This is a genomic window from Pseudarthrobacter linnaei (assembly GCF_055412825.1).
Genome location: NZ_JBVAYX010000011.1, coordinates 93,806 through 114,806, shown reverse-complemented (window position 1 = coordinate 114,806; position 21,001 = coordinate 93,806). Strand labels below are relative to the sequence as shown.

Here is a 21,001-nt window from a genome sequence, read left to right as displayed (position 1 = left end):
ACTTCGAGAAGGGCTCCATCATGTGGTCCCCCCTCTCCGGCGCCGCCCCCATGACCCTCGGCCCGATCCAAACAGCCTGGGGACAACAAGGATTCGAAAACGGCCCCCTCGGATACCCCACCAACACCCAAACCTGCACCACCAACAACACCACCTGCACCCAGCAGTTCACCGGCGGAAAAATCACGTGGACGGCAACCCTGGGGGCCAGAATCCAGCCGAGCTAGGTCTCAGGGACCGGCCCCGGCCGGTCCCTGAGACCGGAGCCGCGTTGAAAACTGAGAAAGGTACGGGGGCCAGATTGGCCCCCGTACCTTTCGCTGGATCCGGTTCGTGCTAGGCGCCCTGCTCCAGGAGCCGAATGAGGTAGCTTCCGTAACCACTCTTAACCAGTGGCTCGGCGCGCTGGCGCAGTTCATCGTCGCTGAGGAAACCCAGCCGCCAAGCGATCTCTTCCGGCGCCCCGATCTTCAGGCCTTGACGGTTCTCCGTGGTGCGCACAAAGTTCGAGGCGTCGTTGAGGTCGCTGAACGTTCCGGTATCGAGCCATGCCGTGCCGCGGGGAAGGATCTCCACCTGGAGCTTGCCCCGTTCCAGGTAGGTCCTGTTCACGTCCGTGATTTCCAGCTCCCCCCGCGGAGACGGCTTGAGGTTTTTTGCAATTTCTACGACGTCGTTGTCGTAAAAGTACAGCCCCGGCACCGCGTAGTGGCTCTTGGGCTCCAGCGGCTTCTCCTCCAAGGAGATGGCTTTGCCCGACTCATCAAATTCCACCACACCGTAGGCTTTGGGATCCGCAACCCAGTAGCCGAAGACGGCGCCACCGTCGATGTTCTCGAAACGCCGCAGCTGCGTGCCCATCCCCGGACCGTAGAAAATATTGTCGCCCAGGACCAGCGCTACCGGCTCGTTGCCGATGTGCTCGGCTCCCAGCACAAATGCTTGTGCCAATCCGTCAGGCGCAGGCTGCTGGATGTAGCTGAGGCTGACGCCAAATTGCGAGCCATCGCCCAACAGACGCTGGAACTGCTCAGCATCGTGCGGGGTCGTGATAATCAGGATGTCCCTGATCCCCGCCAGGATGAGCGTTGACAGCGGGTAATAGATCATCGGCTTGTCGTAAACCGGGACGAGCTGCTTGCTTACACCCAGGGTGATGGGGTGAAGTCGTGAGCCGGTACCGCCGGCAAGTATTATTCCGCGCATCCCTCTATCATTCCCTTCACTGTGTGGCTCAGCAAATCCGGTAACGTAGGGGACTATGCAGCGACTTCTAGTAACCGGCGGCGCCGGCTTCATCGGCTCGAACTTTGTCCACTATGTACTTGAAAACACCGACGATCATGTCACTGTGCTGGACAAGCTCACTTACGCCGGCAACGTCGAGTCCCTGACGGGACTGCCGGACTCGCGCTTCCGCTTTGTGCAGGGTGACATCTGCGACGGCGCCCTCGTGGACGGACTCGTTGCCGACCACGACGTTGTTGTGCACTATGCTGCGGAGTCGCACAACGACAATTCGCTGCACGATCCCCGCCCCTTCCTGGATACGAACATCATCGGCACCTACACGCTGATCGAGGCTGCCCGCAAGCACAGCAAGCGCTTCCACCACATCTCCACCGACGAGGTCTACGGCGACCTGGAACTCGACGATCCCGAGCGGTTCACGGAGAACACCCCGTACAACCCGTCCAGCCCGTACTCTTCGACCAAGGCAGGTTCGGATCTGCTGGTGCGCGCCTGGGTGCGGTCGTTCGGCCTGCAAGCGACGATAAGCAACTGCTCGAACAACTACGGCCCCTACCAGCACGTGGAGAAGTTCATCCCGCGCCAGATCACCAATGTGATCGACGGAATCCGTCCGAAGCTCTACGGCACGGGCGAAAACGTCCGCGACTGGATCCACGCCAACGACCACTCCTCCGCTGTCCTGGCAATCATTGCCAAGGGCCGGATCGGCGAGACGTACCTGATCGGCGCCGACGGAGAAAAGAACAATAAGGACGTCGTGGAGCTGATCCTCAAGCACATGGGCCAGTCCCCCGATGCGTACGACCACGTCGTGGACCGACCGGGACACGACCTGCGTTATGCCATCGATTCCTCGAAGCTCCGCAACGAGCTGGGGTGGGAACCCCGCTTCTCCAACTTCGGCGCCGGGATCGAGGACACCATTGCGTGGTACCGGGACAACGAGGAATGGTGGCGTCCCCAGAAGGCCTCAACAGAGGCCAAGTACCAGGAACAGGGCCAGTAAGCGATGTCGATCGAGTTCTCCAAGAAGCTCACTGCCCGCGAAACGCCCATTCCTGGGATTGTGCTGTATGACTTGCCGGTCCATGGCGACAACCGCGGCTGGTTCAAGGAGAACTGGCAGCGGGAAAAGATGGTCGCCCTCGGGCTGCCGGATTTCAACCCTGTGCAGAACAACATCTCCTTCAATGAAAAGGCCGGCACGACCCGTGGAATCCACGCGGAACCGTGGGACAAGTTCATTTCCGTGGCCACCGGCCGGATTTTTGGCGCGTGGGTCGACCTCCGCGAGGGGCCGTCGTTCGGCACCGTCTTCACCGCCGAGCTGGATGCCAGCCAGGCAATTTTCATCCCTCGCGGCGTCGGCAACGCCTTCCAGACACTCGAGGACAACACGGCCTACACCTACCTGGTCAATGACCACTGGTCCGCTGACGCCCAGGAACAGTACACCTTCCTCAATCTCGGCGATGAGAGCGCCGCAATCGCCTGGCCCATTCCCCTGGACCAGGCTGAACTGTCGGACAAGGACAAAGCCCACCCCCGCCTCGCCGAGGTTGTTCCCATGCCGCCGAAACGGATCCTCGTCGTCGGTGCCGACGGCCAGCTCGGCAAGGCCCTGCGGGAACTCTACAGCAGCGACCCGTCCGTCGAATTCGCCGGACGGTCCGGGTTTGACCTCAGCAGCGAGGAATCGTATGCCGCCAGGAACTGGAAGAACTACTCGACCATCATCAACGCTGCCGCCTACACCGCCGTCGACGCCGCGGAAACCGCTGAAGGCCGCAGGTCCGCGTGGGCGGTGAACGTCACCGCGGCGGCCCGGCTGGCTCGCGCCGCCGTCGAGCATGATTTGACCCTGGTCCATGTCTCCTCGGACTACGTCTTCGACGGCACCAGCGATGTCCACGCTGAGGCCGAACCGCTGAGCCCGCTGGGGGTTTACGGCCAGACAAAGGCAGCGGGTGACGCCGTCGTCAGCGTCGTGCCGCGCCACTACATCGTGCGCACAAGTTGGGTGATCGGCGAGGGAAGCAACTTCGTCCGCACAATGGCGTCCCTCGCGGACCGTGGCGTCAGGCCCTCGGTGGTCAACGACCAGATCGGGCGGCTCAGCTTCACCCAGGACATCGCCGCCGGGATCCGGCATCTGCTCGAAAGCGGTGCCCCGTTCGGAACCTACAACCTGAGCAACGACGGCGAAGCGCAATCCTGGGCGGACGTTGCCGGGGACGTGTACGAGCTCATCACCGGGTCCCGGGACGCCGTCACTGGAGTCAGTGCCGCGGACTACTTCAAGGACAAGGACGCAGCACCCCGGCCTGCGGCGAGCACCCTGGCGCTGGACAAGCTTCGCGATTCGGGTTTCTCACCGGCGCCGGCGGCCGAGCGCCTCATAGATTACGTCAACATGCGGACGAAGCCATGACCCATGCCTCGGAAGCCACCCCGGGCGTCCGCCACAAGACGCTCGTCATCATGCCTGCGTGGAACGAGGCCGAGGTCATCGGCACTACCGTGCGGGAAGTCTTTGAGTACGGACCGGCGTGCGACATCCTGGTCATTGATGACGGTTCCCGCGACAGCACCGCGGCGCTAGCCAGTGCGGCGGGCGCCCACGTCCTCCGCCTGCCGTTCAATATGGGGGTCGGCGGCGCCATGCGGACCGGTTTCAAGTATGCGAAGTCCCATGGCTACACGCAGGTCATCCAGGTGGATGCGGACGGCCAGCACGATCCCCGGGACATCAAGGCCGTGCTGGACGGACTCCGGGAAGCCGATATCGCCATCGGGGCCCGCTTCGCGGACAAGGGCACCTATTCGGTACGTGGCCCCAGGAAATGGGCGATGAATGTGTTGGCCTGGAGCCTCTCCCGCATTGCCGGCACCCGGCTGACGGATGTCACCTCAGGATTCCGCGCCGCCAACGAAAAGGCGATCCGGCAGTACGTCGACCACTACCCCGCCGAATACCTGGGAGATACCATTGACTCCCTGGTGGTTGCCGTCCGATCCGGGTGCACCGTCCGCCAAGTGCCGGTTTCGATGCGTGAACGCCAGGGCGGTCAGCCCAGCCATGACCCGGTCAAAGCCGCCTTGTATCTTGGCCGTTCAGGGCTCGCGCTGCTCTTCGCGTTGACCCGAAAAAGGTCAACCCCCTCCACCAATTAGGGATTCTCACAATGGCACTCATTATGGGCCTCATCGTCGTCGTGGCGATACTCATCTACGTTTTTGAGATGCTCCGCACCCAAAAACTGAGGGAAAAATACGCTGTTCTGTGGATCATCATCGGGATCGGCACCCTGATCTTGAGTGTCTTCCCGCAGCTCCTGAACCAGGCGAGCAGCCTCCTCGGAATCCAGATTCCGGCCAATCTGCTGTTTATCATGACTCTGGTCCTCCTGGTCGGCGTCTGTCTTCATCTTTCCCACGAGCAGTCCCAGGCGGAAGATGAGGTGCGGATCCTCGCGGAAGAAGTCGCCATCCTCCGGTCGGACCTGCAGGACCTCAGGGATCAAGGGGCACCAGGGCCGCCGCGCCCGGCGAATGACCCGGTTCTCAACGTCAGGCCCGGAGCCGACTCGCAGTAACCGGACGCAAAGGTGGCCGGCACGCAACAGCGTGCCGGCCACCTTTGGTTTCCCGAGGCTTCGGTCGGGCCTAACTAACGATGTGCTTCATCAGCCGGGGCAGCGAGTCCACGCGCCCCTTGGACACAGACTTCAGCACGACAGAGGCCGCGTTCAGCCTGGACGTTGTATGGAACCGGGCGGCACGCGCCGCATGCTTCCAGCCGAGCACGCCGAACCGGTCGGCTTGAAGCTCAAAGAAGCGGCGTTCCTCGTCAAAGCGGCGGCCATCGAGGGCCCGGACGGACGAATCTGAGGCCGAGTGGCGGCGGTACAGGAAGGCCAGAACCGGGTCCACGATCATCGAGCCGTCCTCGGCAGCAATGTCCAGGAGAAGTGCCAGATCCTGCACAACGTCCAGGCCCTCGGTGAATCCGATGCGGGTGATGGTCTCGGCCCGCCAGGCCAGCGACGGGAAATAGGCCCAGTCTGCACGGACGAGGCTGGTGGCCATCTGCTCACCTTTAAGCTCGATCCGCTCGCTGGTCTTGGGAGCATAGACCTTCTTGACCGTGTCCACGAGAGTGGTGCAGGCAATGCCCTTCTCGTCAATGACCTGGACGCCGGGCTGCACGACATCGGCGGCGGGGTAAGCCTCGAAAGCGCTGACCACAAGACCAAGGTAGTTGGGGAGCATGACATCGTCCGCACCCATAATCACCACGTACTCGGACTCGACGAGTCCGAGCGCCTTGCGGTAGTTGCCGTTGGCGCCGAGGTTCTGTTCGTTCCGCTGGTAGCTGACCCGGGAATCTTCAATGGTGGAGAACCATCGTGCGGGTTCAGGATCCGGGTAACCGTCATCGATGACCAGGAGCCGCCAGTCCTGATACTGCTGGCTCATGACGCTTTGGGCCGCCAGCTTCATCTGGTCTACGTCCCCGTAGTAGGGCAACATTACATCAACGGTCATGGACCTTTGGTTCCTTCCGGTGGGTTCAGCCGCTGGTATCGATTGGGCTGCTTCACAGATATGCGCGTGGATTCAGGTGCAGTCCGACGGCGGTCCTCCGATTATATGGGAAGGACGCCCTCCGACCGTCCCACCGCGGACGCTTGTTAGACTGGTTGATGTTTGTTCCGAGCTTGCCCGTCGCCTCGGCAAGGCAATAAGAAAGCGACATTTCACCGTATGGATGCCCCTTCCCCCCCTATGCCGCGCATCAGTGTCTGCATGGCCGCCTACAACGGCGCCCTCCACATCGAAGAGCAGATCCGGTCCATCCTTGCCGAACTGGGTTCCCACGATGAACTCGTCGTTGTCAACGACGCTTCCACCGACGCCACCTCGGCCGTTGTCAAAGCGATCGAAGATCCCCGCATCCGCTTGATCGATGCCGGCACCAACGCAGGGTACGTCCGCACGTTCGAACGCGCCCTCACACAGGCCCGCGGTGAATACGTCTTCCTTTCGGACCAGGACGACATCTGGATTCCCGGCCGCGTGGAGCTCATGGTCAGTGCGCTCCAGCAGCACAGGATGGTCGCCAGCAATTGCCGGCACATCGAGGGACCGCTTGGACGCTTCCACGAAGTTCGACTCCGCGCGGAGGACTCTCCGCGCCGGGTTCGCAACATCATCGGCATTCTCGTTGGCTACCGGCTGCACTGGGGCTGCGCAATGGCTTTCCGTCGTGAGCTCCTGGGACAGGTCCTTCCCTTCCCACAGCACATGACCGAGTCCCACGACCAGTGGATCGCCCTTGTTGGTAACATGAACCGGTCCATCAATTACCTCGAAGCCGACACGATCCTGCACCGCCTGCACGGCCAGAACCTGACGCCCGACGGCATGCGGGGACTGACCAAGATCCTGCGGGCCAGGCTTGCTTTCATCAAGAACATTGCGGTGGCCTGGCGCCGGGCCCGCCTGGCGGGTGCCAAGTGAGGACCTCTTGAGCGCAGACACACCCACGACGAGAGACCCCTTGAATCCCACCCAGTTCAGCAGCGTGGCCGCCGTCGTCTCAGTGTTTAACCCCACGGCAGACGCGGTGGCGAACATCCACTGGCTACTTCGCTATGTTCCTAACGTCGTCGTGGTGAACGACGGCTCCTCCGCAGCAGTGGAGCCGGTGCTCGCCCAGATCGAGGCGCTGGGCGCCAAGGTTCTCTCACTCGAGGTGAACTCAGGCATCGCTGCTGCCCTGAACACAGGAATCAAGGCGGCTCGAGAGCGCTGGTCACCGGAGTGGGTGGTCACGATGGACCAGGATTCGCGGTTCACCGGGGACTACATCCGGCAGGCGCTCGACTCGGAGCAGGGATCGCCGTCCCGAGAGACCATCGCCATGATCTGTGCGCAGCTTCACAACGGGGTGCCGCTGCCGGTTATGGACGGCCAGCCGGAAGCTGAGGTCTTTGACCCAATGCAGTCAGGAACCCTGATCAGAGCCACGGCCCTTGACCGGCTGGGATACCTCGATGAATCCCTTTTTATCGACTGCGTCGACTCCGAATTCAATGCGCGCGCCCGCAACGCCGGGCTCCGGGCGATCGCGGGACAGGGATGTAATCTGGAACACTCTTTGGGCGACGCCCGCCCGCTTCGCGTGCTCGGCTGGCACGCCCGCCTCGGCCGGAAGCGCTTCTTCGTCCACTATCACGCCCCCTTCCGTGTTTACTACATCACGAGAAACTCCCTGGTCATGGGCCGTAAATATTTCCGGCGACAGCCCCGCTGGGTCCTGCGTCGCATGACCATGGAGTTTCAGAGCATGGCAGTACGCCTGGTATACGGGCCCAATCGGCGCAAACACGCCCTGGCCGCCGTCAACGGCATCCGCGATGCCTTGCGGGGCCGAATGGGCAAGATTGACGATAAGCTCGCCGCGAGGCTGCGCTAGACACCCGCCCCGGCTCGTCCGGACCTACACGAAAGTTCAGTTGATGCCTGAGAATTCACACAAGATCTACGTCCTCTACCCCCGCGGGCTGCGGACGGGTGGGCCCGAGGCCCTACACCAGCTTGTGGATATGCTCCGTGAACTCGGCCAGGATGCATACCTGGTGCCCCACCCCGCCACGGCATCGGTGCCCCGGGCGGAGCAGTTCGGGATCTACGATGCGCCGGAGGCGCCGGCCGCCGTCGATGTCGAAGGCAATGTGGTGGTGGTCCCCGAGGTATACATATCGGAGCTGCATTCGTACAAGCGCGCGACGCCCATTTGCTGGTGGCTTAGCATCGACTACTCGCCGACGTTTGCGGCCGGTCGCACCGCCCTCAGATCGGCCGGAAGCCCTCTCGCGTCCCTTCGGGAAACGCTGATTCCGAGGCTGAGCGCCATCAAGAACCACGTGGGTCCCCGCAGCATCGCGAAAAGCCGCATTGTGCACGCGGTCCAGTCCTCGTACGCCTGGGCGTTCCTCTTCTCCCACCTTAACGTCGTGCCGTCGCTGCTTTCGGACTACACCCCGAGCGCTGAATTCCTCTCCCGCGGCGAGAACGGATCCCGGAACCACCGCCTCGTGACTTTTAACCCGGTCAAGGGTGGGGACATCATCCGGGAGGTCATGCGAGTCTGCGACCAGTCCATCGAATGGCGCCCCATTCAAGGCATGACCCGGACTGAGGTCACCTCCACACTCGGAGAATGTGGCATCTACCTTGATCTGGGATTCCACCCGGGCAAGGACCGGATGCCCCGGGAGGCCGCCTTATCGGGTGCCCTGACTGTGGTCGGCCGCCGAGGCTCGGGCGCCTTCTACTCGGACGTACCCGTGCCCTGGGAGCACAAGATCACCCCGGGACCGACCGAAGTAGCGTCCGCCGCCGCTCTCCTTCCGCAACTAATGGAAGACCTTCCAGCGGAAATCGCCAAACAGGATTCCTACCGGACGGCCATCCTGGGCGAGAAGGACCGCTTCAAACGCGAAGTCTCGGACATCTTCGTCGAACAGCGGTTCGGTAAAGATGCCGCCGACTACCTGGGTGCCTAGGTTGTCACCCCTGGTACCCCAGGGACGGTGTGTTTTTCCTTGAGCACCTCCCGCGCCATGGTCAAAAGGATCGCCTCGTTTGCCGGCCTGCCGCTCCTGTCCTCGCTCGCGCCCTTCCTGCTGCTCCCCTACATCGCCCGGGTCGGAGGCGAGGGCACATGGAATGCCCTCGCCGTCGGGCAGGCCGTAGGCTCGCTCGCGGCCATCCTGGTGGCCTTGGGCTGGACCCTGTCTGGGCCCGCTCGCGTAGCCGGCACGAGCGACCCGGTCCTTCGCCGGCGCCTCTACGCCATGAGCCTGATGACACGTCTCGCTGCGTTCGCGGTCTGCATTCCTGTCCTGGCCGGCGTTGCCGCGCTGTACGCCGATCGCGGACACTTCTGGGAAACGTTCGTCATGGCTGCGGCCCAAGCGGCTGCCGGGCTGTCGCCGGCCTGGTACTGCATTGCCATCGGAAACGCCGGCATGATCGCCCGCTACGATGTGTTGCCCCGGATCATCGCCACTATCCTATGTATCCCGGTGCTTCTGGTCACGGGCCTGATCATCCTTTACCCGGCGGCCATCCTGGTCGGCGGCCTTCTGGGAACGTATTTCTTCACGCGTCGGCACAGCAGGCGCCAGGACTATACCGGGCTGCACGCGGCCCCGGTCCTCAAGGAAATCTGGGCACTCCGGGCTGCGTCCGGAACCACCATGGCAGCCGCCGCGTATTCGGCGACTCCGATCCTGGTCGTGGCGGCAGCTGCCCTGCCGTCAGGTCTGGCGGTCTTCGTTTCAGCCGAGAAGCTCTTCCGCGTCGGGTTGATGGCCGTGGGGGCGCTGGGCAGCAGCCTCCAGGGTTGGGTGGCGGAAATCGACAGCGATCACGTCAAACGGCGCAAGTTCTCCCTGCTCAGTCACACCGTGCTCGGTTTAGCGGGGCTCGCAGGCTTCGCATTGTTGGGCCCGTTTGTCACCGAGATCCTGTTCGGCACTGCTCTGGCGGCAGATTTCGCAACCTGCTTCTGGTTTGGCCTGGCCTTCCTCTTCGTCTCCGTCAACACCTCCACGGGTTCTCACTGGCTCGTGCCGACCGGACGCATCCGAGCCGTCTTCTTGAGCACGGTCGCGGGCGCGGCAATCGGCCTGCCTGCCATGCTTGTCCTCAGCATCTCGATGCAGGGAGCGGGCGGCGCGCTCGGACTGGCCATTGGCGAGTTTGTCGTTTGCGCGGTTCAGGCTGTTGCCTTGCTGGGCTCACAGCGCCCGGACCGGCGGAACCCGACCGATCCAACCACGGACGACTCAACGGCGCCCAACGTAGTGGGCTAGGAGGCTACCGAACAACGCGGCAGGGCGGGAGGAACGCCCCCAATGGCCGTCAAGCGGCGGGGTCTGGTCAGCACCTTTCGGGTGCGACAACGGGGTCGTTCCGCCCGCTGGCGTTCATTTTGCCTTAGATGTGGGCGGTCATCCAGTGGTGGGATTGATTGGCCGGTTCAAGCGGTGGATTGTCCCAGCGCCGATGGTCCCTCGTTCATGGTCAGTCCGAGGGCGAGGTGACGGCTCGGGTGATGTTGTGCGGGCATGTCACGGTGCCGGCAGCCTCATCGGTGAAGTCATCGAGGGTGAATCCACCCTCGCCGACAGGGCGGAGGGGTCATTGTTTGATCACTGGGGTATGCGCGGTGCGGGCGGGAACGGCGAGCATTTCCCCGGAACCGTAGGTCGAGTCGGCCAGGACGTCGACGCTGGTGCCGGCCATCGTGGGGTCCATGGCGATCAGCCGGGCACCGGCGGCTCCGTCGCAGTTCTCCGGTCCGGAGTCCCTGGTCGTCCCAGGAGGTGTCCGGTTAGCCGGTGCGTGTCTAGTCATACCCCTGGCGTGGGTGCTCAGCAGGTCCTGGCCGTCAGGGACTTCACGGACGAACCGGCAGATCCCCGCGATCAGCTGCGCGATCGAGTCCTGCCTCGCCACCGCGTCATCAAGGTCCGTCGAATCCACCGCCCGCCGACGCTTGCACTTCAGGATTCCGGCGTCCGCCCCGACGTCGACGATGGCCTCCATGATCCGGTGCGGGTGTCCCGACCCGGGCAGACACCGTCGCCGATAGGTCATCGTGCTCGGGTGGAACGCAGTATCAGTCAACAGCGGTTTCCCGGTCAGGGAGCCCGTGCAGTGCCTGCATCACCAGCACCGAGCCGATGACCGGCGCGCCCACCCTGCGATATTTCAGCAGCCTCTAGCCGCAAGCGGTGATCCGCAACAGCCGGGCGGCCCCCTGGGAGTCAATCAGCTCGGCCACCCCACTGGACACGAGATCATCCAGTCCCGTGAAGACATCCTGCCGTTCGTCTTCGAAATTGACCTCTTGGTGCCCGAAGTCCAGGACGTAGCCTACCTTCAGCTCCCTGACGGCGTCGCAGACAGCGGGATCCGAGGCTGCGTCCCGCAAGTGGTCGTAGAGGAGCTGCGTGCTCTGCGGGATGGCACCCAGGATGTGAGGCTGCACGGACTTCCTTTCAGCCAGGGCGTACGACAGTGAGCTGCCGTTCCACGGATTCCCAATGATGATGGCCCCGGGCGGCACACGCTGGTCCAGCCGCTCCAGCAGCGCCAGCTCATCCGAGTTGACCAAGGGTGCCGAGGCCCCCATCGCATACTTCCGTTCGGCTGCCACTGCCGCTTCGTCAACGTTGGCCTGCTGCGTCGTGACGAGGAGCAGCAAAACGACGCCGGCACCCCCGCCGTAGCGCACCAGATCCCGGCGCCGCGGCGACCATTCCCCGGCGCCCCTCGCGCTTCTTTGCTTGAGCAATGTCCAGAGTTCGACAGCGCCCACCACGGCGAGCGGCAGGATCGCGACGGGCAACAGGGCCGCAAGCCGCGGCGGATCGTTGTACCAGATCCCGGTCGCGAAGTCCCTGATCCGTCCGGTCTGGAATGACGCTGCGACCACAAACAGCAGCGCAGCGACGGAATAGACTCCCAGCAGCCAGAGCATGCGCGGCCGGCGCAGCACAATCGCCACGCCAACGAGAACCAGGATCATCACGGCCCACGACACGGGCCGGTCGATGGCCGAGCTGGTGACCACTTGTGCGACTGCTCGGTACCCAGGCTGGATAGGAGGCCAGAACGCGGCTTCCCTGGGCGGGCGGACCGTCATCCACAGCACAAGGGCGACCGCTCCGACGCCAAGAAGGACCCCAGCGTGGATGCCCACCGAGCGGAAGGAGGCTCCCTGTCGGCGGACGCTTTCACGGACCGACACCCACCACCGGAACAACGCAGCCGGGGCAAGGAACGCCATGAGTGCCATGATGGAACTGGGGTGGGCCAGGGACAGCCCCGGAAGGATCAGGACGAGCGAGGTCAGCGGGAGAGCGCGCCCCTGCCACGGAACAGTGGCCAGGCCGAGCAGCTGCAATCCCAGCGCCAAGGCGGCCGGCAGCATGCTGATGCCAAGGAAGTTCGGGTACAGCACACCAAACTCCACCATCAGCAGCGGGAACGCGCCGAACGCCGCGGACAGCACAGCCGCTGCCCACGTGGCAGCCAACGTCGGCCCCATGATGACCCGCGCCAGGTAAATACACGACAACGGCCACACAAGCGCACCGATGCAGAGGTTCACGACGTTGACAGCCACCGGGATCGGCGCCGTTGTCAGTTGGACCGTCAGGGACACCAGATCGTGCCAGGCCGTGGGGTAGAACCCTCCCCTTGTCATGGAGCCGACGGTGAGCGACGAGCCGGAGCCGGTGTCCAGAATGTACCGGACAGCGTTCAGATGGAAGACGTTGTCGAACGTCTGCGAAAAGGCTACCGGTTCACCGAATGCTCCGACCAGCCGGACACCGACTGTGAGGGATGCCATGAGGACGGCGGCGGCCACCGAAAGCATGGCCGTCCAGTGGACCACTGATCGGCCAGGTTCTCGCGCTGGCTGTTCCTTGACCCCCCGGTGCCTGACCACTGCGGCTGCGGCCATGCCCAGAACCGTGCAGACAGCCACTGGTGCGAACGACCAGGGAACTCCGGCGAACGATGCCAGAATGGCCGCCACGGACGTAACTGATACGGAAAAGCCGGGAGCAAGGGCCGCCAACGCGAAACCTCGGACGCCTGCGGCGAGTCCTAACAGAAGGCCCGGTACGAAAATGATGGCTGCTGCCAGCATGAATTCCGGGGCCACGGACCACCAGGACATTAAGACCTTCCGGGAGCCGGGAACAGCTCAAGTTGAGGATTTGGGCATCGGTGTACCACGCGCGTTTTTCCTTCCGGTCTGGGGGAATTCTACTAGACAGTAGGCGGCTCGTCCGCGAGGCGATGGGAGCTGCGCGCTTTCGGCCCATTTCCCCCGGCCGCGTCCGGGTGGGGCCGTCGGGCGCCGAGCAAGTAGGCTGTAAGCGTGCGAAATACCCCTAGCTTCTTCTTCTTCCCGCCCTTCCGGGCGTCGCGTCTCTGGGCACCAGCGGTGGCAGGCATGATGGCCGCTGCATTGTCCGGGTGCTCTGTTGAAACGCCGGCCGGAACAGTGCAAGGTGCCCTGGTGGGCATCGGCACCTCCTCCCAGCGAGGTGCCGTCGCTGCCTGGGCTAAGGCCTGGAAAAACGAGCATCCCGGTGTTTCCATCGCATACTCTCCGGACGGTGCAGAAGTCGGAATCACGGCTGTCATGAACGGGCTGTCGTATTTCGCGGCTGGCGATTCCCCTCTCGACCGGGGAACGGCGTTCAGTGAGGCGTCGGCTTGCGGTCCTGAGGGACTGATGTCCCTCCCCGTCTCCGTGCTTCCGGTGGGAGTGGTCTTCAACCTAGAGGAGGTCCGGGAACTGCGGCTTGATGCGCCGATCCTTGCCGCGATTCTCCAGGGGCGGATCACCAAGTGGGACGACCCGCGGCTGGCGGCAGCCAATCCAGACGCTTCACTCCCTCCCATTGACATCGTGCCGCTCCTCGAAGAGTCTCCGTCGGACGTGACGCATGCCGTCAACAAGTACCTTGCCGCCGAGGCGCCGGGGCAGTGGCCCGGCAGCAGCGGCCACGAATGGCCCGGCGGCACCGTCGAGTCGGAGGAGGGCAAAGTCACGGATGTGGCAGACAAAGTCGAGGAGACCAAAGGCGCAATTTCGTTTTTGGATTCAGCCGTCATCGGGTCACGGTTTTCTGTAGCACAGCTTAAGTTCGGAGAAACGTACCAGGCATTCGGCAACGAGTCCGCCGAGTCGGCAATATCCTCCGGCGCGACAGTCGAGTCGGTCCCACGTGTCGTGGAACAACGGCTCGACGGACGGACGGGGTACGCCTTAGGCATCGTCGTCAACCAGTATTTCTGCGCCCGCTACGGGAACGACGCCACCGCGGACCTGGTGCGGTCGTGGGGCGAGGCTGTACTCAGCAAACAGGGGCAGAAGGACGCCGTAGTCTTCTCCAGTTCACTGCCTCCCAGCGAGAAGTCCACGGCAGCCGGCTTGAAGCTGGTTCGATCCATCTCAGCCGAGAAGGAGTAGTAGCCATGGACGAGGTGAAGACACACACGAAGGAAAAGGCCCTGGTGGCCAGTGGTGAACAATCCCGCCCTGTCAGCAGACCTGCGGGCCCCGCCCCGTGGTCGCTGTTCGTCAAGTTGTTCTTGCTCTTTTCCGCCGGCATAGGGCTTTGGTCGCTGGCTACCCCGCTCATGGCTTTTCCCGATGAGCCGGCCCACACAATCAAGGCCGCAGCGGTGGTGCGCGGCCAGATCACCATCGAAGGAGGAACGTCCTTCGGACACGGTGTGCATGTCCGGGTGCCCGCCTATATCGCGAATCTTCACGCCCAGGACTGCTTCAAGTTCCGCCCGGACGCTGCGGCGGATTGTGCCTTGGCGATCCCCTCGGACGCCAACGAGGAAGCGATCGGCGTGACTTCGGCAGGGTCCTATAACCCGATGTACTACTGGATCATAGGACTGCCCAGCCTCCTTTTGACTGGTCAGCCGGCCCTGTTCGCAATGCGCATTCTCAGCGCGTTGCTCTCAGCAGCGTTCTACGCGGCAGGCTTCACCGCCCTCCTGCAGTTGCGCCAGCCACGGATCCCGATCATCATGGCCGCCGTCGCCTTGACGCCGATGGTGGTGTACCTCGCGGCCGGGATCAACCCAAACTCCCTGGAAGTGGCGGCCACGATGGCTGCCTTCTGCGGGTTCGTCATCACGCTGGACAATGCGCACCGGATCCGCCACGTCGTACCGGCAGTAGTGACGGTGGTCGCATCCACCATCGTGCTGGCCAACACCCGGCAAGTCTCACTTGTTTGGCTGCTGTGCGCCCTGATCACAGGGCTGCTGCTGTTCCGGGTCTCCGAGATCAAGGATGCGTTCCGGAACCGGCTGGTCCTGACGGGAGTGGCCGTAGCAGTCCCCGGGGTGGTCCTCGGGCTCTACTGGATCTATCTGATGCTGCACGCTCCGGCCAATTCGGGCGCCGCCCCCGAAGGAATCGCCAACCCCGAACCCGGGATGTCCATTTTCCGCGCATTCCTGATCATGGTGGAGCGTGCCTCCGAATTCGTACCGCAGTATATCGGCGTCATGGGCTGGCTGGACTCCCCAGTACCCATGGTGGTGGTCATGTTCTGGAGCATGTGGTTTGTCCTCGCGATTCTCCTGCCGATGATAATCCGCCCCTTCAGGACGACACGCGGTGCATGGGCTGCATTGGCGCTGCTCATCATCGTGCCAGCGATCCTTCAAGCCTCCATCTGGAAATCGATGGGATTCATCTGGCAGGGGAGGTACAATCTGCCGCTCGTGGTCGTCTTCCTCATCGCCGTCGGAATGACGGCGCGCCGGCTGCCCATCTCCAAGAGCGCAGAGGCACCCAGGGTGGCCCGGGTCCTGCTGTGGTCCGGTGTAGTATGCCACGTTCTGGCCTTTGCTTTCGTTCTCCGGCGTTACACAGTGGGAACGTTCGGTGGGGGCAACTGGCTCGCCATGATCAACGGCGTACTTTGGCAACCTCCCCTGGGGTGGTTCCTTCTCACAGTGGCATACCTGGCGGTCATGGCGACGGCTGCCAACAGCTTGTTCAGATTCCTGTTCCCAGGGTCAGCCCTGGTCCATCTGCCGCAGCTCCACAGGAGCCAGAAAACCACGGCCGGCGCGGTGGCTCCGGAGGCTGCCGTGACGCTAACAGTCACCGGATCGTCTGAAACAACCGGCTAGCCTCCCGCCCCCGGGGGCTCTCCCCCGGGTAAGGCGACTCCTCCGCCGCCGTCAGCTCACATGCGGCCTGTTCGGAGGCTCACGGGGCTTCGGCAGGCGCGGCGCGGCGTCGCAGCTCCGCCACAACGTCGTGGACTTCCCCGTCCATTGCGATTTGGCCGTGCTCCAACAGCACACCCCGCTCGCAGACCGTCGCCACAAGGTCCAAGTCATGGCTCACCACGAAGAGAGTCTTGCCCTTGGCGGCCAGTTCCTTGATCTTTGCTATGCACTTGCGCTGGAAAGGCTCGTCGCCGACGGCGAGAATCTCATCGATGAGGAATACCTCCGGGTCCGTGTGCACGGCGATCGAGAAAGCCAGTCGCAGGTACATGCCCGACGAGTAGAACTTCACCTCGGTGTCAATGAACTCACCGATTTCCGAGAACTCCACGATCGAGTCGAACTTTTCGTCGATCTGTTTCTCGGTCATGCCCAGAATGGCTCCGTTGAGGTAAACGTTGTCCCGTCCACTCAGGTCGTGGTGGAAACCCGCCCCGACCTCGATCAGCCCGGCAACACGGCCGCGTGTGCGCACTGTTCCGCCGTCCGGCTGCAGCACCCCTGAAATAAGCTTAAGAAGTGTTGACTTTCCGGACCCGTTGAGGCCGAGGAGCGCCACGGTCTCGCCCTGTTTCACTTCAAGCGAGACGTTCTTCAGTGCCAGGAATTTCTTCGACAGGTCGCCCTTCCGTCCCTTGACAAGCCAGACGACGGCTTCCTTGAGCGACCGCGTGTGGCGCAGCACAAACTGCTTCCGCAAATCGATGCAACTGATGGCGACATGGCCAGCCGGAATCATTTCAGAGCTCCTGGGCAAAGTGGACGGCGAGTCTGCGGAAGGTCAGCTGTCCCAAAAGCAGGACGGCAGTGATCGTAAGCATGGCGATCGGAAGCCACAGCGTCAGCAGGTCCGGCGGCAGGGCGGACATGCTCATCTGGTCGGGCTTCAGCGTCGGCTCCCAGAACACCCAGTGGAACACCTCGACGGCGACCGTCATCGGGTTCAACTGGTACAGCCAGAACCATGACCCCATGGCATCCTGCACCATCGACCAGACGTAGAGCACGGGCGACGCCCACGTGACGACCATGACGATCATTTCAACAATGTTCTCGGAATCCCGGAAGTACACGTTGACCGCGCCGAACATGAGTCCCAAGCCAGTCCCCAGCACGGCGACCATCAGGAACACCAGGACAAAGGCTGCTATTTGGAGGATCGAGGGCGCCCATCCGACGATGAGGCAGGCTCCGATCAACACCACGAATTGGGGCAGGAAATGCGCAGCCGAGACCCAGACGGTCGCCACAGGGAACAGCTCCCGGGGCAGATAGATCTTCCGAATGAGATCCCGGTTGTCCACAATTGAACGCGTGGCATTCGACAGCGACTCCGTGAAGAAGTTCACGAGGACGATTCCCGAAAAGAGGTAAATCGCGTAGTTGGGAGTGCCCCGTTGGAGGTCCAGGAAGATGCCCAGCGCGACGTAGAAGATGAGGAATTGCACAAGTGGCTTGACGTATGACCACAACAATCCGAGTACCGATCCCCGGTAGCGGACCTTGATTTCCTTCCGCACCAACAGCTTGAGGAGAAACCGGTCACCGTAGACGTCCAAAAGACCTCTACCGCTGCCCGGTTTAACGAGCTCGTCAATCTGGCCGGCCACCTAGCTCCCGTCCTTGGATCCGGCTTCGAAGGTCTTCTTCCACGAGTCGATCGAACTGATGTCTGACACAGCACCCCGGTATTCCTCGGCGAGCCTGTCCCACTCACGGAACAGTCTGACGTGCAGCCGAGTGGCCTCGGTCAGCATCGATTTCAGCTTCTTCGGGTCCCGCAGGTACCAGGACGCGCCCGTACCTTCGGCGTTGGACACCACCACGCTGTCGTAATGGGCGACTCGGAACCAGCGGTTGTCCCGGTGCGCTAGGAAACCCTGCGGCCTTTCAGCGCTTTCCGGGCCAGGCGCTTTGATCAGTTGGCGAGCGACCGTCTTGATCCCCCAGGGAATGATGTCCTTCTTGCTCGGCATCCCGACTACGGTTCCACCCATGGGTCCCCGGCCCAATTTGGGAGCCGGAAAGTCATCCACGTTGTCTTTCAGCTGTGCGTCAGGGTACTGCGACTTGACCGCGTTAATCTCCGGCAGCTTAGTCCCTAGGACCTTGTGGAGGTCAGCCGGTCCCTTGAAGATGTCCTTCAGGGCCTCGATGCGGCCATGCTCGGTGAAGTACTGCATCGACACCAGGTGCTTGACATCCGATTGCACGGATTCGCGTAGGAACCTCCCGCCCTTGGGGTAGGGGCTGTGGATCAGGGTCGTGATCAGGCGGTTGCGTTCGTGGAAGTAGGCCTGCCAGCCGACCAGGTCATCCTTGTCGATCCAGGACACATGCCAAACCGCGGCCCCTGGCAGGGATACCGTCGCAATCCCGGCCTCACGCGCGCGGAGTCCATACTCGGCATCGTCCCACTTGATGAAAAACGGCAGCGAAAGGCCGATCTCCCGGATCACTTTCGTGGGGATCAAACACATCCACCACCCGTTGTAGTCCACATCCACGCGCCGGTGCAGCCACGCCGTTTGCCGGAGATTGGCAACACTGAAATCGTGCCGCACATCCATGTCCGCGTGGGGCAGGGCAGGCACAAACCGGAACGGATCGACGACCTCGCCAAAGGTGTGAAGGACGCTACGGTTGTACAAATCGAACATGTGGCCGCCCACAATGGTCGGTTTGCGGCAGCGGTCCGCGAAAGTGAGCAGCCGGAGAATACTTTCGGGCTCGACCACGATGTCGTCATCGAGCAGCAGCACGTAGTCGCTGCCGTTCTCGACGGCCTCATACATTCCACGGGCGAACCCTCCCGACCCGCCCAGGTTCGCCTGGTTAACTACACGGAGCTTGCCGCCAAGAGATGCCTTGACCTCGGCAAAGCCCTCTTGATCCTCAACCTTCTGGGTGCCTTGATCCACGATGAGGATCTCTTTGACGTTGCCGAGTACGTCCGGGTTCTCCGCCAAGATGCGGGCATTGTTGAGACAGAAATCAGGCTTGTTCATGGTGGTGATCTGGAGCGTCACCTGGCCGCTGGGCCCGCCAGAATCCGGCGCTTCCCACCGGGCGCTGTGCAGGGTCAGTTCCTGCGAACTGGCCGCGAGGTCGAACCAGTACCATCCGCCGTCGCCGAACGGCTTCAGGGACAGCTCGAAAACCGAGGTGGCGTCGCCGTCCACGTGGACCCCGTCGACCCGCTGGACGGATCCGCGCGCATTGGACCTGTAGACCGTAACGGTGCCGGTACCGCCGGTCCGGACAACCAGCCGGATGTCCCTGACGGACGTCCACCGTCGCCAGTAGCTTGCCGGGAACGCATTGAAGTAGGTTCCGAAGGAAATTTGCTCACCTGACCGAACACGCATGGAATGCCGGGACAGGAGATCTTCAAAGTGTGCTTCACGGCCCCCGGAGCTGAACATCTGCAACTTCTCTTCGGGCAGCTTGGGCGTGCGGGCCAGCTCGTCGTTCTCCCGCAGCCGGATCCCGCTGGCACTGCCGGCATCCGCATACAGCGGGACTGTGTCCGCCTGGTCCGGCGATGGAAGGATCACCCGCTGAAGAGCGCTCCATGCGGACCCCTCTTCAGTGGTCATCATGCGTCCACTCCCCCACTCTCAATCTTTGCGCCGCCCTCAAAATGCGGGCGGATCTTGTTGTCGAACATGGTCAGGGCAGACCCTATGGCCATGTGCATGTCCAGGTACTTGTAAGTGCCAAGGCGCCCACCGAAGAGGACGTCCTTCTCGGCCGCCGCCAGGTCGCGGTACTTGAGCAGACGCTCACGGTCCGCGGCGGTGTTGATCGGGTAGTACGGCTCGTCGCCCTTTTCGGCAGCGCGGGAGAATTCACGCATGACGACGGTCTTGTCCGTCTGGTAGTCGCGCTCGGGGTGGAAATGGCGCGGCTCGATGATCCGGGTGTAGGCCACATCCGCGTCGTTGTAGTTGACCACCGACGTTCCCTGGAAATCCCCGACGTCGAGGACTTCTTCCTCGAAGTCGATGGTGCGCCAGGAGAGGTCGCCCTCGGCGAAATCGAAGTAGCGATCCACCGGTCCGGTATAGATGACCGGAATGTTGCCAACGACCTTGTCCTTGCTGTACTCGTGCGATTCGTCGAAGAAGTCGGTGTTGAGCCGGACTTCGATATTCGGGTGGTCCGCCATCTTCTCGACCCAGGCGGTGTAGCCGTTCGTCGGAAGGCCCTCGTATTTGTCGTTGAAGTACCGGTTGTCGTAGTTGTAGCGGACCGGGAGGCGGGAGATGATTCCCGCGGGCAGGTCTTTGGGATCGGTCTGCCACTGCTTGCCGGTGTAATGCTTGATGAACGCCTCGTACAACGGCCGCCCGATCAGCTGGATGCCCTTGTCATTGAGGTTCTGCGGATCGGTCCCCGCCAGTTCCCCGGCCTGTTCCTTGATCAGTTCCTGCGCCTGTCCCGGCGTCAGGTTCGTCCGGAAGAACTGGTTGATCGTGGCCAAGTTGATCGGCAGGGAATAGACCTCGCCCTTGTGGACGCCGTAGACCTTGTGCACATAGTTCGTGAACGTCGTGAAACGGTTCACGTACTCCCAGACGCGGTCATTGGAGGTGTGGAAGAGGTGCGCCCCGTAGCGGTGGACCTCGATGCCGGTCTGCTCGTCCTTTTCGCTGTAAGCGTTGCCCCCGATGTGGTGGCGGCGGTCGATGACGACGACCTTCAAGCCCAGCTCAGTGGCGGCCTGTTCTGCGATTGTCAGGCCGAAAAAGCCTGACCCTACGATGACGAGGTCAGCGGTCACAAAATCTCCTGGTTCGAGTGGGGGCAGCGCAACATTGTGCATTGTCTGCTGCTCTAGCCTACCCGAGACAGGGTGGGAACCAGCGAATCG

At 62.7% G+C, this 21,001-nt stretch carries 19 protein-coding genes; 11 read left to right on the top strand and 8 right to left on the bottom strand.

What is annotated here, in order from left to right; all coding sequences use genetic code 11:
- Nucleotides 1–227, top strand: a 227-nt coding sequence (locus ACZYZ3_RS12145) for an LGFP repeat-containing protein (protein WP_463964066.1), incomplete at its 5' end; no start/stop codon positions are given.
- 109 nt (nt 228–336) lie between these two features.
- On the opposite strand, the gene rfbA is transcribed toward ACZYZ3_RS12145, so the two are convergent.
- On the bottom strand, nt 337–1,206 hold the full coding sequence (gene rfbA, locus ACZYZ3_RS12140) for a glucose-1-phosphate thymidylyltransferase RfbA (protein WP_463964065.1): 870 nt from the start codon (nt 1,204–1,206) through the stop codon (nt 337–339).
- A 55-nt stretch (nt 1,207–1,261) separates the two neighbouring features.
- Here rfbA and rfbB point away from each other — a divergent pair, with 55 nt between their 5' ends.
- Genes rfbB through ACZYZ3_RS12120 form a run of 4 tightly spaced genes read left to right on the top strand, consistent with a single transcriptional unit; the run spans nt 1,262 to nt 4,850 of the window.
- Nucleotides 1,262–2,260, top strand: a complete 999-nt coding sequence (rfbB, locus tag ACZYZ3_RS12135; RefSeq protein ID WP_463964064.1) for a dTDP-glucose 4,6-dehydratase — start codon at nt 1,262–1,264, stop codon at nt 2,258–2,260.
- 3 nt (nt 2,261–2,263) lie between these two features.
- The gene (locus ACZYZ3_RS12130) at nt 2,264–3,685 is read left to right on the top strand and encodes a sugar nucleotide-binding protein (protein ID WP_463964063.1); all 1,422 of its coding nucleotides are present in this window, start codon (nt 2,264–2,266) and stop codon (nt 3,683–3,685) included.
- Nucleotides 3,682–4,428, top strand: a complete 747-nt coding sequence (locus ACZYZ3_RS12125; protein ID WP_463964062.1) for a glycosyltransferase family 2 protein — start codon at nt 3,682–3,684, stop codon at nt 4,426–4,428. The genes ACZYZ3_RS12130 and ACZYZ3_RS12125 overlap by 4 nt, the downstream gene beginning before the upstream one ends.
- An 11-nt stretch (nt 4,429–4,439) precedes the next feature.
- Entirely contained in the window at nt 4,440–4,850 is a 411-nt protein-coding gene (locus tag ACZYZ3_RS12120) for a DUF2304 domain-containing protein (RefSeq protein WP_463964061.1), read from the top strand.
- Nucleotides 4,851–4,920: 70 nt separating this feature from the next.
- On the opposite strand, the gene ACZYZ3_RS12115 is transcribed toward ACZYZ3_RS12120, so the two are convergent.
- Entirely contained in the window at nt 4,921–5,802 is an 882-nt protein-coding gene (locus ACZYZ3_RS12115; protein WP_463964060.1) for a glycosyltransferase family 2 protein, read from the bottom strand.
- A gap of 219 nt (nt 5,803–6,021) precedes the next feature.
- Here ACZYZ3_RS12115 and ACZYZ3_RS12110 point away from each other — a divergent pair, with 219 nt between their 5' ends.
- Genes ACZYZ3_RS12110 through ACZYZ3_RS12095 form a run of 4 tightly spaced genes read left to right on the top strand, consistent with a single transcriptional unit; the run spans nt 6,022 to nt 10,142 of the window.
- Nucleotides 6,022–6,777, top strand: a complete 756-nt coding sequence (locus ACZYZ3_RS12110; protein ID WP_463964059.1) for a glycosyltransferase — start codon at nt 6,022–6,024, stop codon at nt 6,775–6,777.
- 7 nt (nt 6,778–6,784) lie between these two features.
- Complete coding sequence (locus ACZYZ3_RS12105; protein WP_463964058.1) at nt 6,785–7,735, top strand: glycosyltransferase; 951 nt, start codon at nt 6,785–6,787, stop codon at nt 7,733–7,735.
- A 43-nt stretch (nt 7,736–7,778) separates the two neighbouring features.
- Nucleotides 7,779–8,828 (top strand): hypothetical protein, encoded by a 1,050-nt coding sequence (locus tag ACZYZ3_RS12100; RefSeq protein ID WP_463964057.1) that lies wholly within the window; start codon nt 7,779–7,781, stop codon nt 8,826–8,828.
- Nucleotides 8,829–8,867: 39 nt separating this feature from the next.
- Nucleotides 8,868–10,142 carry a lipopolysaccharide biosynthesis protein gene (locus tag ACZYZ3_RS12095; RefSeq protein ID WP_463964056.1) on the top strand — a complete coding sequence of 425 codons (1,275 nt, stop codon included), beginning with the start codon at nt 8,868–8,870 and terminating at the stop codon, nt 10,140–10,142.
- A 328-nt stretch (nt 10,143–10,470) separates the two neighbouring features.
- Here ACZYZ3_RS12095 and ACZYZ3_RS12090 read toward each other — a convergent pair whose 3' ends face one another.
- Both ACZYZ3_RS12090 and ACZYZ3_RS12085 read right to left on the bottom strand, forming a co-directional pair.
- Nucleotides 10,471–10,959 carry a hypothetical protein gene (locus ACZYZ3_RS12090; RefSeq protein WP_463964055.1) on the bottom strand — a complete coding sequence of 163 codons (489 nt, stop codon included), beginning with the start codon at nt 10,957–10,959 and terminating at the stop codon, nt 10,471–10,473.
- A gap of 94 nt (nt 10,960–11,053) precedes the next feature.
- Entirely contained in the window at nt 11,054–12,994 is a 1,941-nt protein-coding gene (locus ACZYZ3_RS12085) for a DUF6541 family protein (RefSeq protein ID WP_463964077.1), read from the bottom strand.
- 309 nt (nt 12,995–13,303) lie between these two features.
- On the opposite strand from ACZYZ3_RS12085, the gene ACZYZ3_RS12080 reads away from it, so the two are divergent.
- Nucleotides 13,304–14,329 carry a substrate-binding domain-containing protein gene (locus ACZYZ3_RS12080; RefSeq protein WP_463964076.1) on the top strand — a complete coding sequence of 342 codons (1,026 nt, stop codon included), beginning with the start codon at nt 13,304–13,306 and terminating at the stop codon, nt 14,327–14,329.
- Nucleotides 14,330–14,334: 5 nt separating this feature from the next.
- Entirely contained in the window at nt 14,335–16,023 is a 1,689-nt protein-coding gene (locus tag ACZYZ3_RS12075) for a DUF2142 domain-containing protein (RefSeq protein WP_463964054.1), read from the top strand.
- 79 nt (nt 16,024–16,102) lie between these two features.
- Here ACZYZ3_RS12075 and ACZYZ3_RS12070 read toward each other — a convergent pair whose 3' ends face one another.
- The 4 genes from ACZYZ3_RS12070 to glf are packed head-to-tail and all read right to left on the bottom strand — an operon-like array spanning nt 16,103 to nt 20,911.
- Nucleotides 16,103–16,864, bottom strand: a complete 762-nt coding sequence (locus tag ACZYZ3_RS12070) for an ABC transporter ATP-binding protein (protein WP_463964053.1) — start codon at nt 16,862–16,864, stop codon at nt 16,103–16,105.
- A gap of 1 nt (nt 16,865) precedes the next feature.
- Complete coding sequence (locus tag ACZYZ3_RS12065; RefSeq protein WP_463964052.1) at nt 16,866–17,735, bottom strand: ABC transporter permease; 870 nt, start codon at nt 17,733–17,735, stop codon at nt 16,866–16,868.
- Entirely contained in the window at nt 17,736–19,727 is a 1,992-nt protein-coding gene (locus ACZYZ3_RS12060; protein WP_463964051.1) for a glycosyltransferase, read from the bottom strand.
- Nucleotides 19,724–20,911, bottom strand: a complete 1,188-nt coding sequence (gene glf / locus ACZYZ3_RS12055; protein ID WP_463964050.1) for a UDP-galactopyranose mutase — start codon at nt 20,909–20,911, stop codon at nt 19,724–19,726. The genes ACZYZ3_RS12060 and glf overlap by 4 nt, the downstream gene beginning before the upstream one ends.
- Nucleotides 20,912–21,001: the final 90 nt, after the last annotated feature.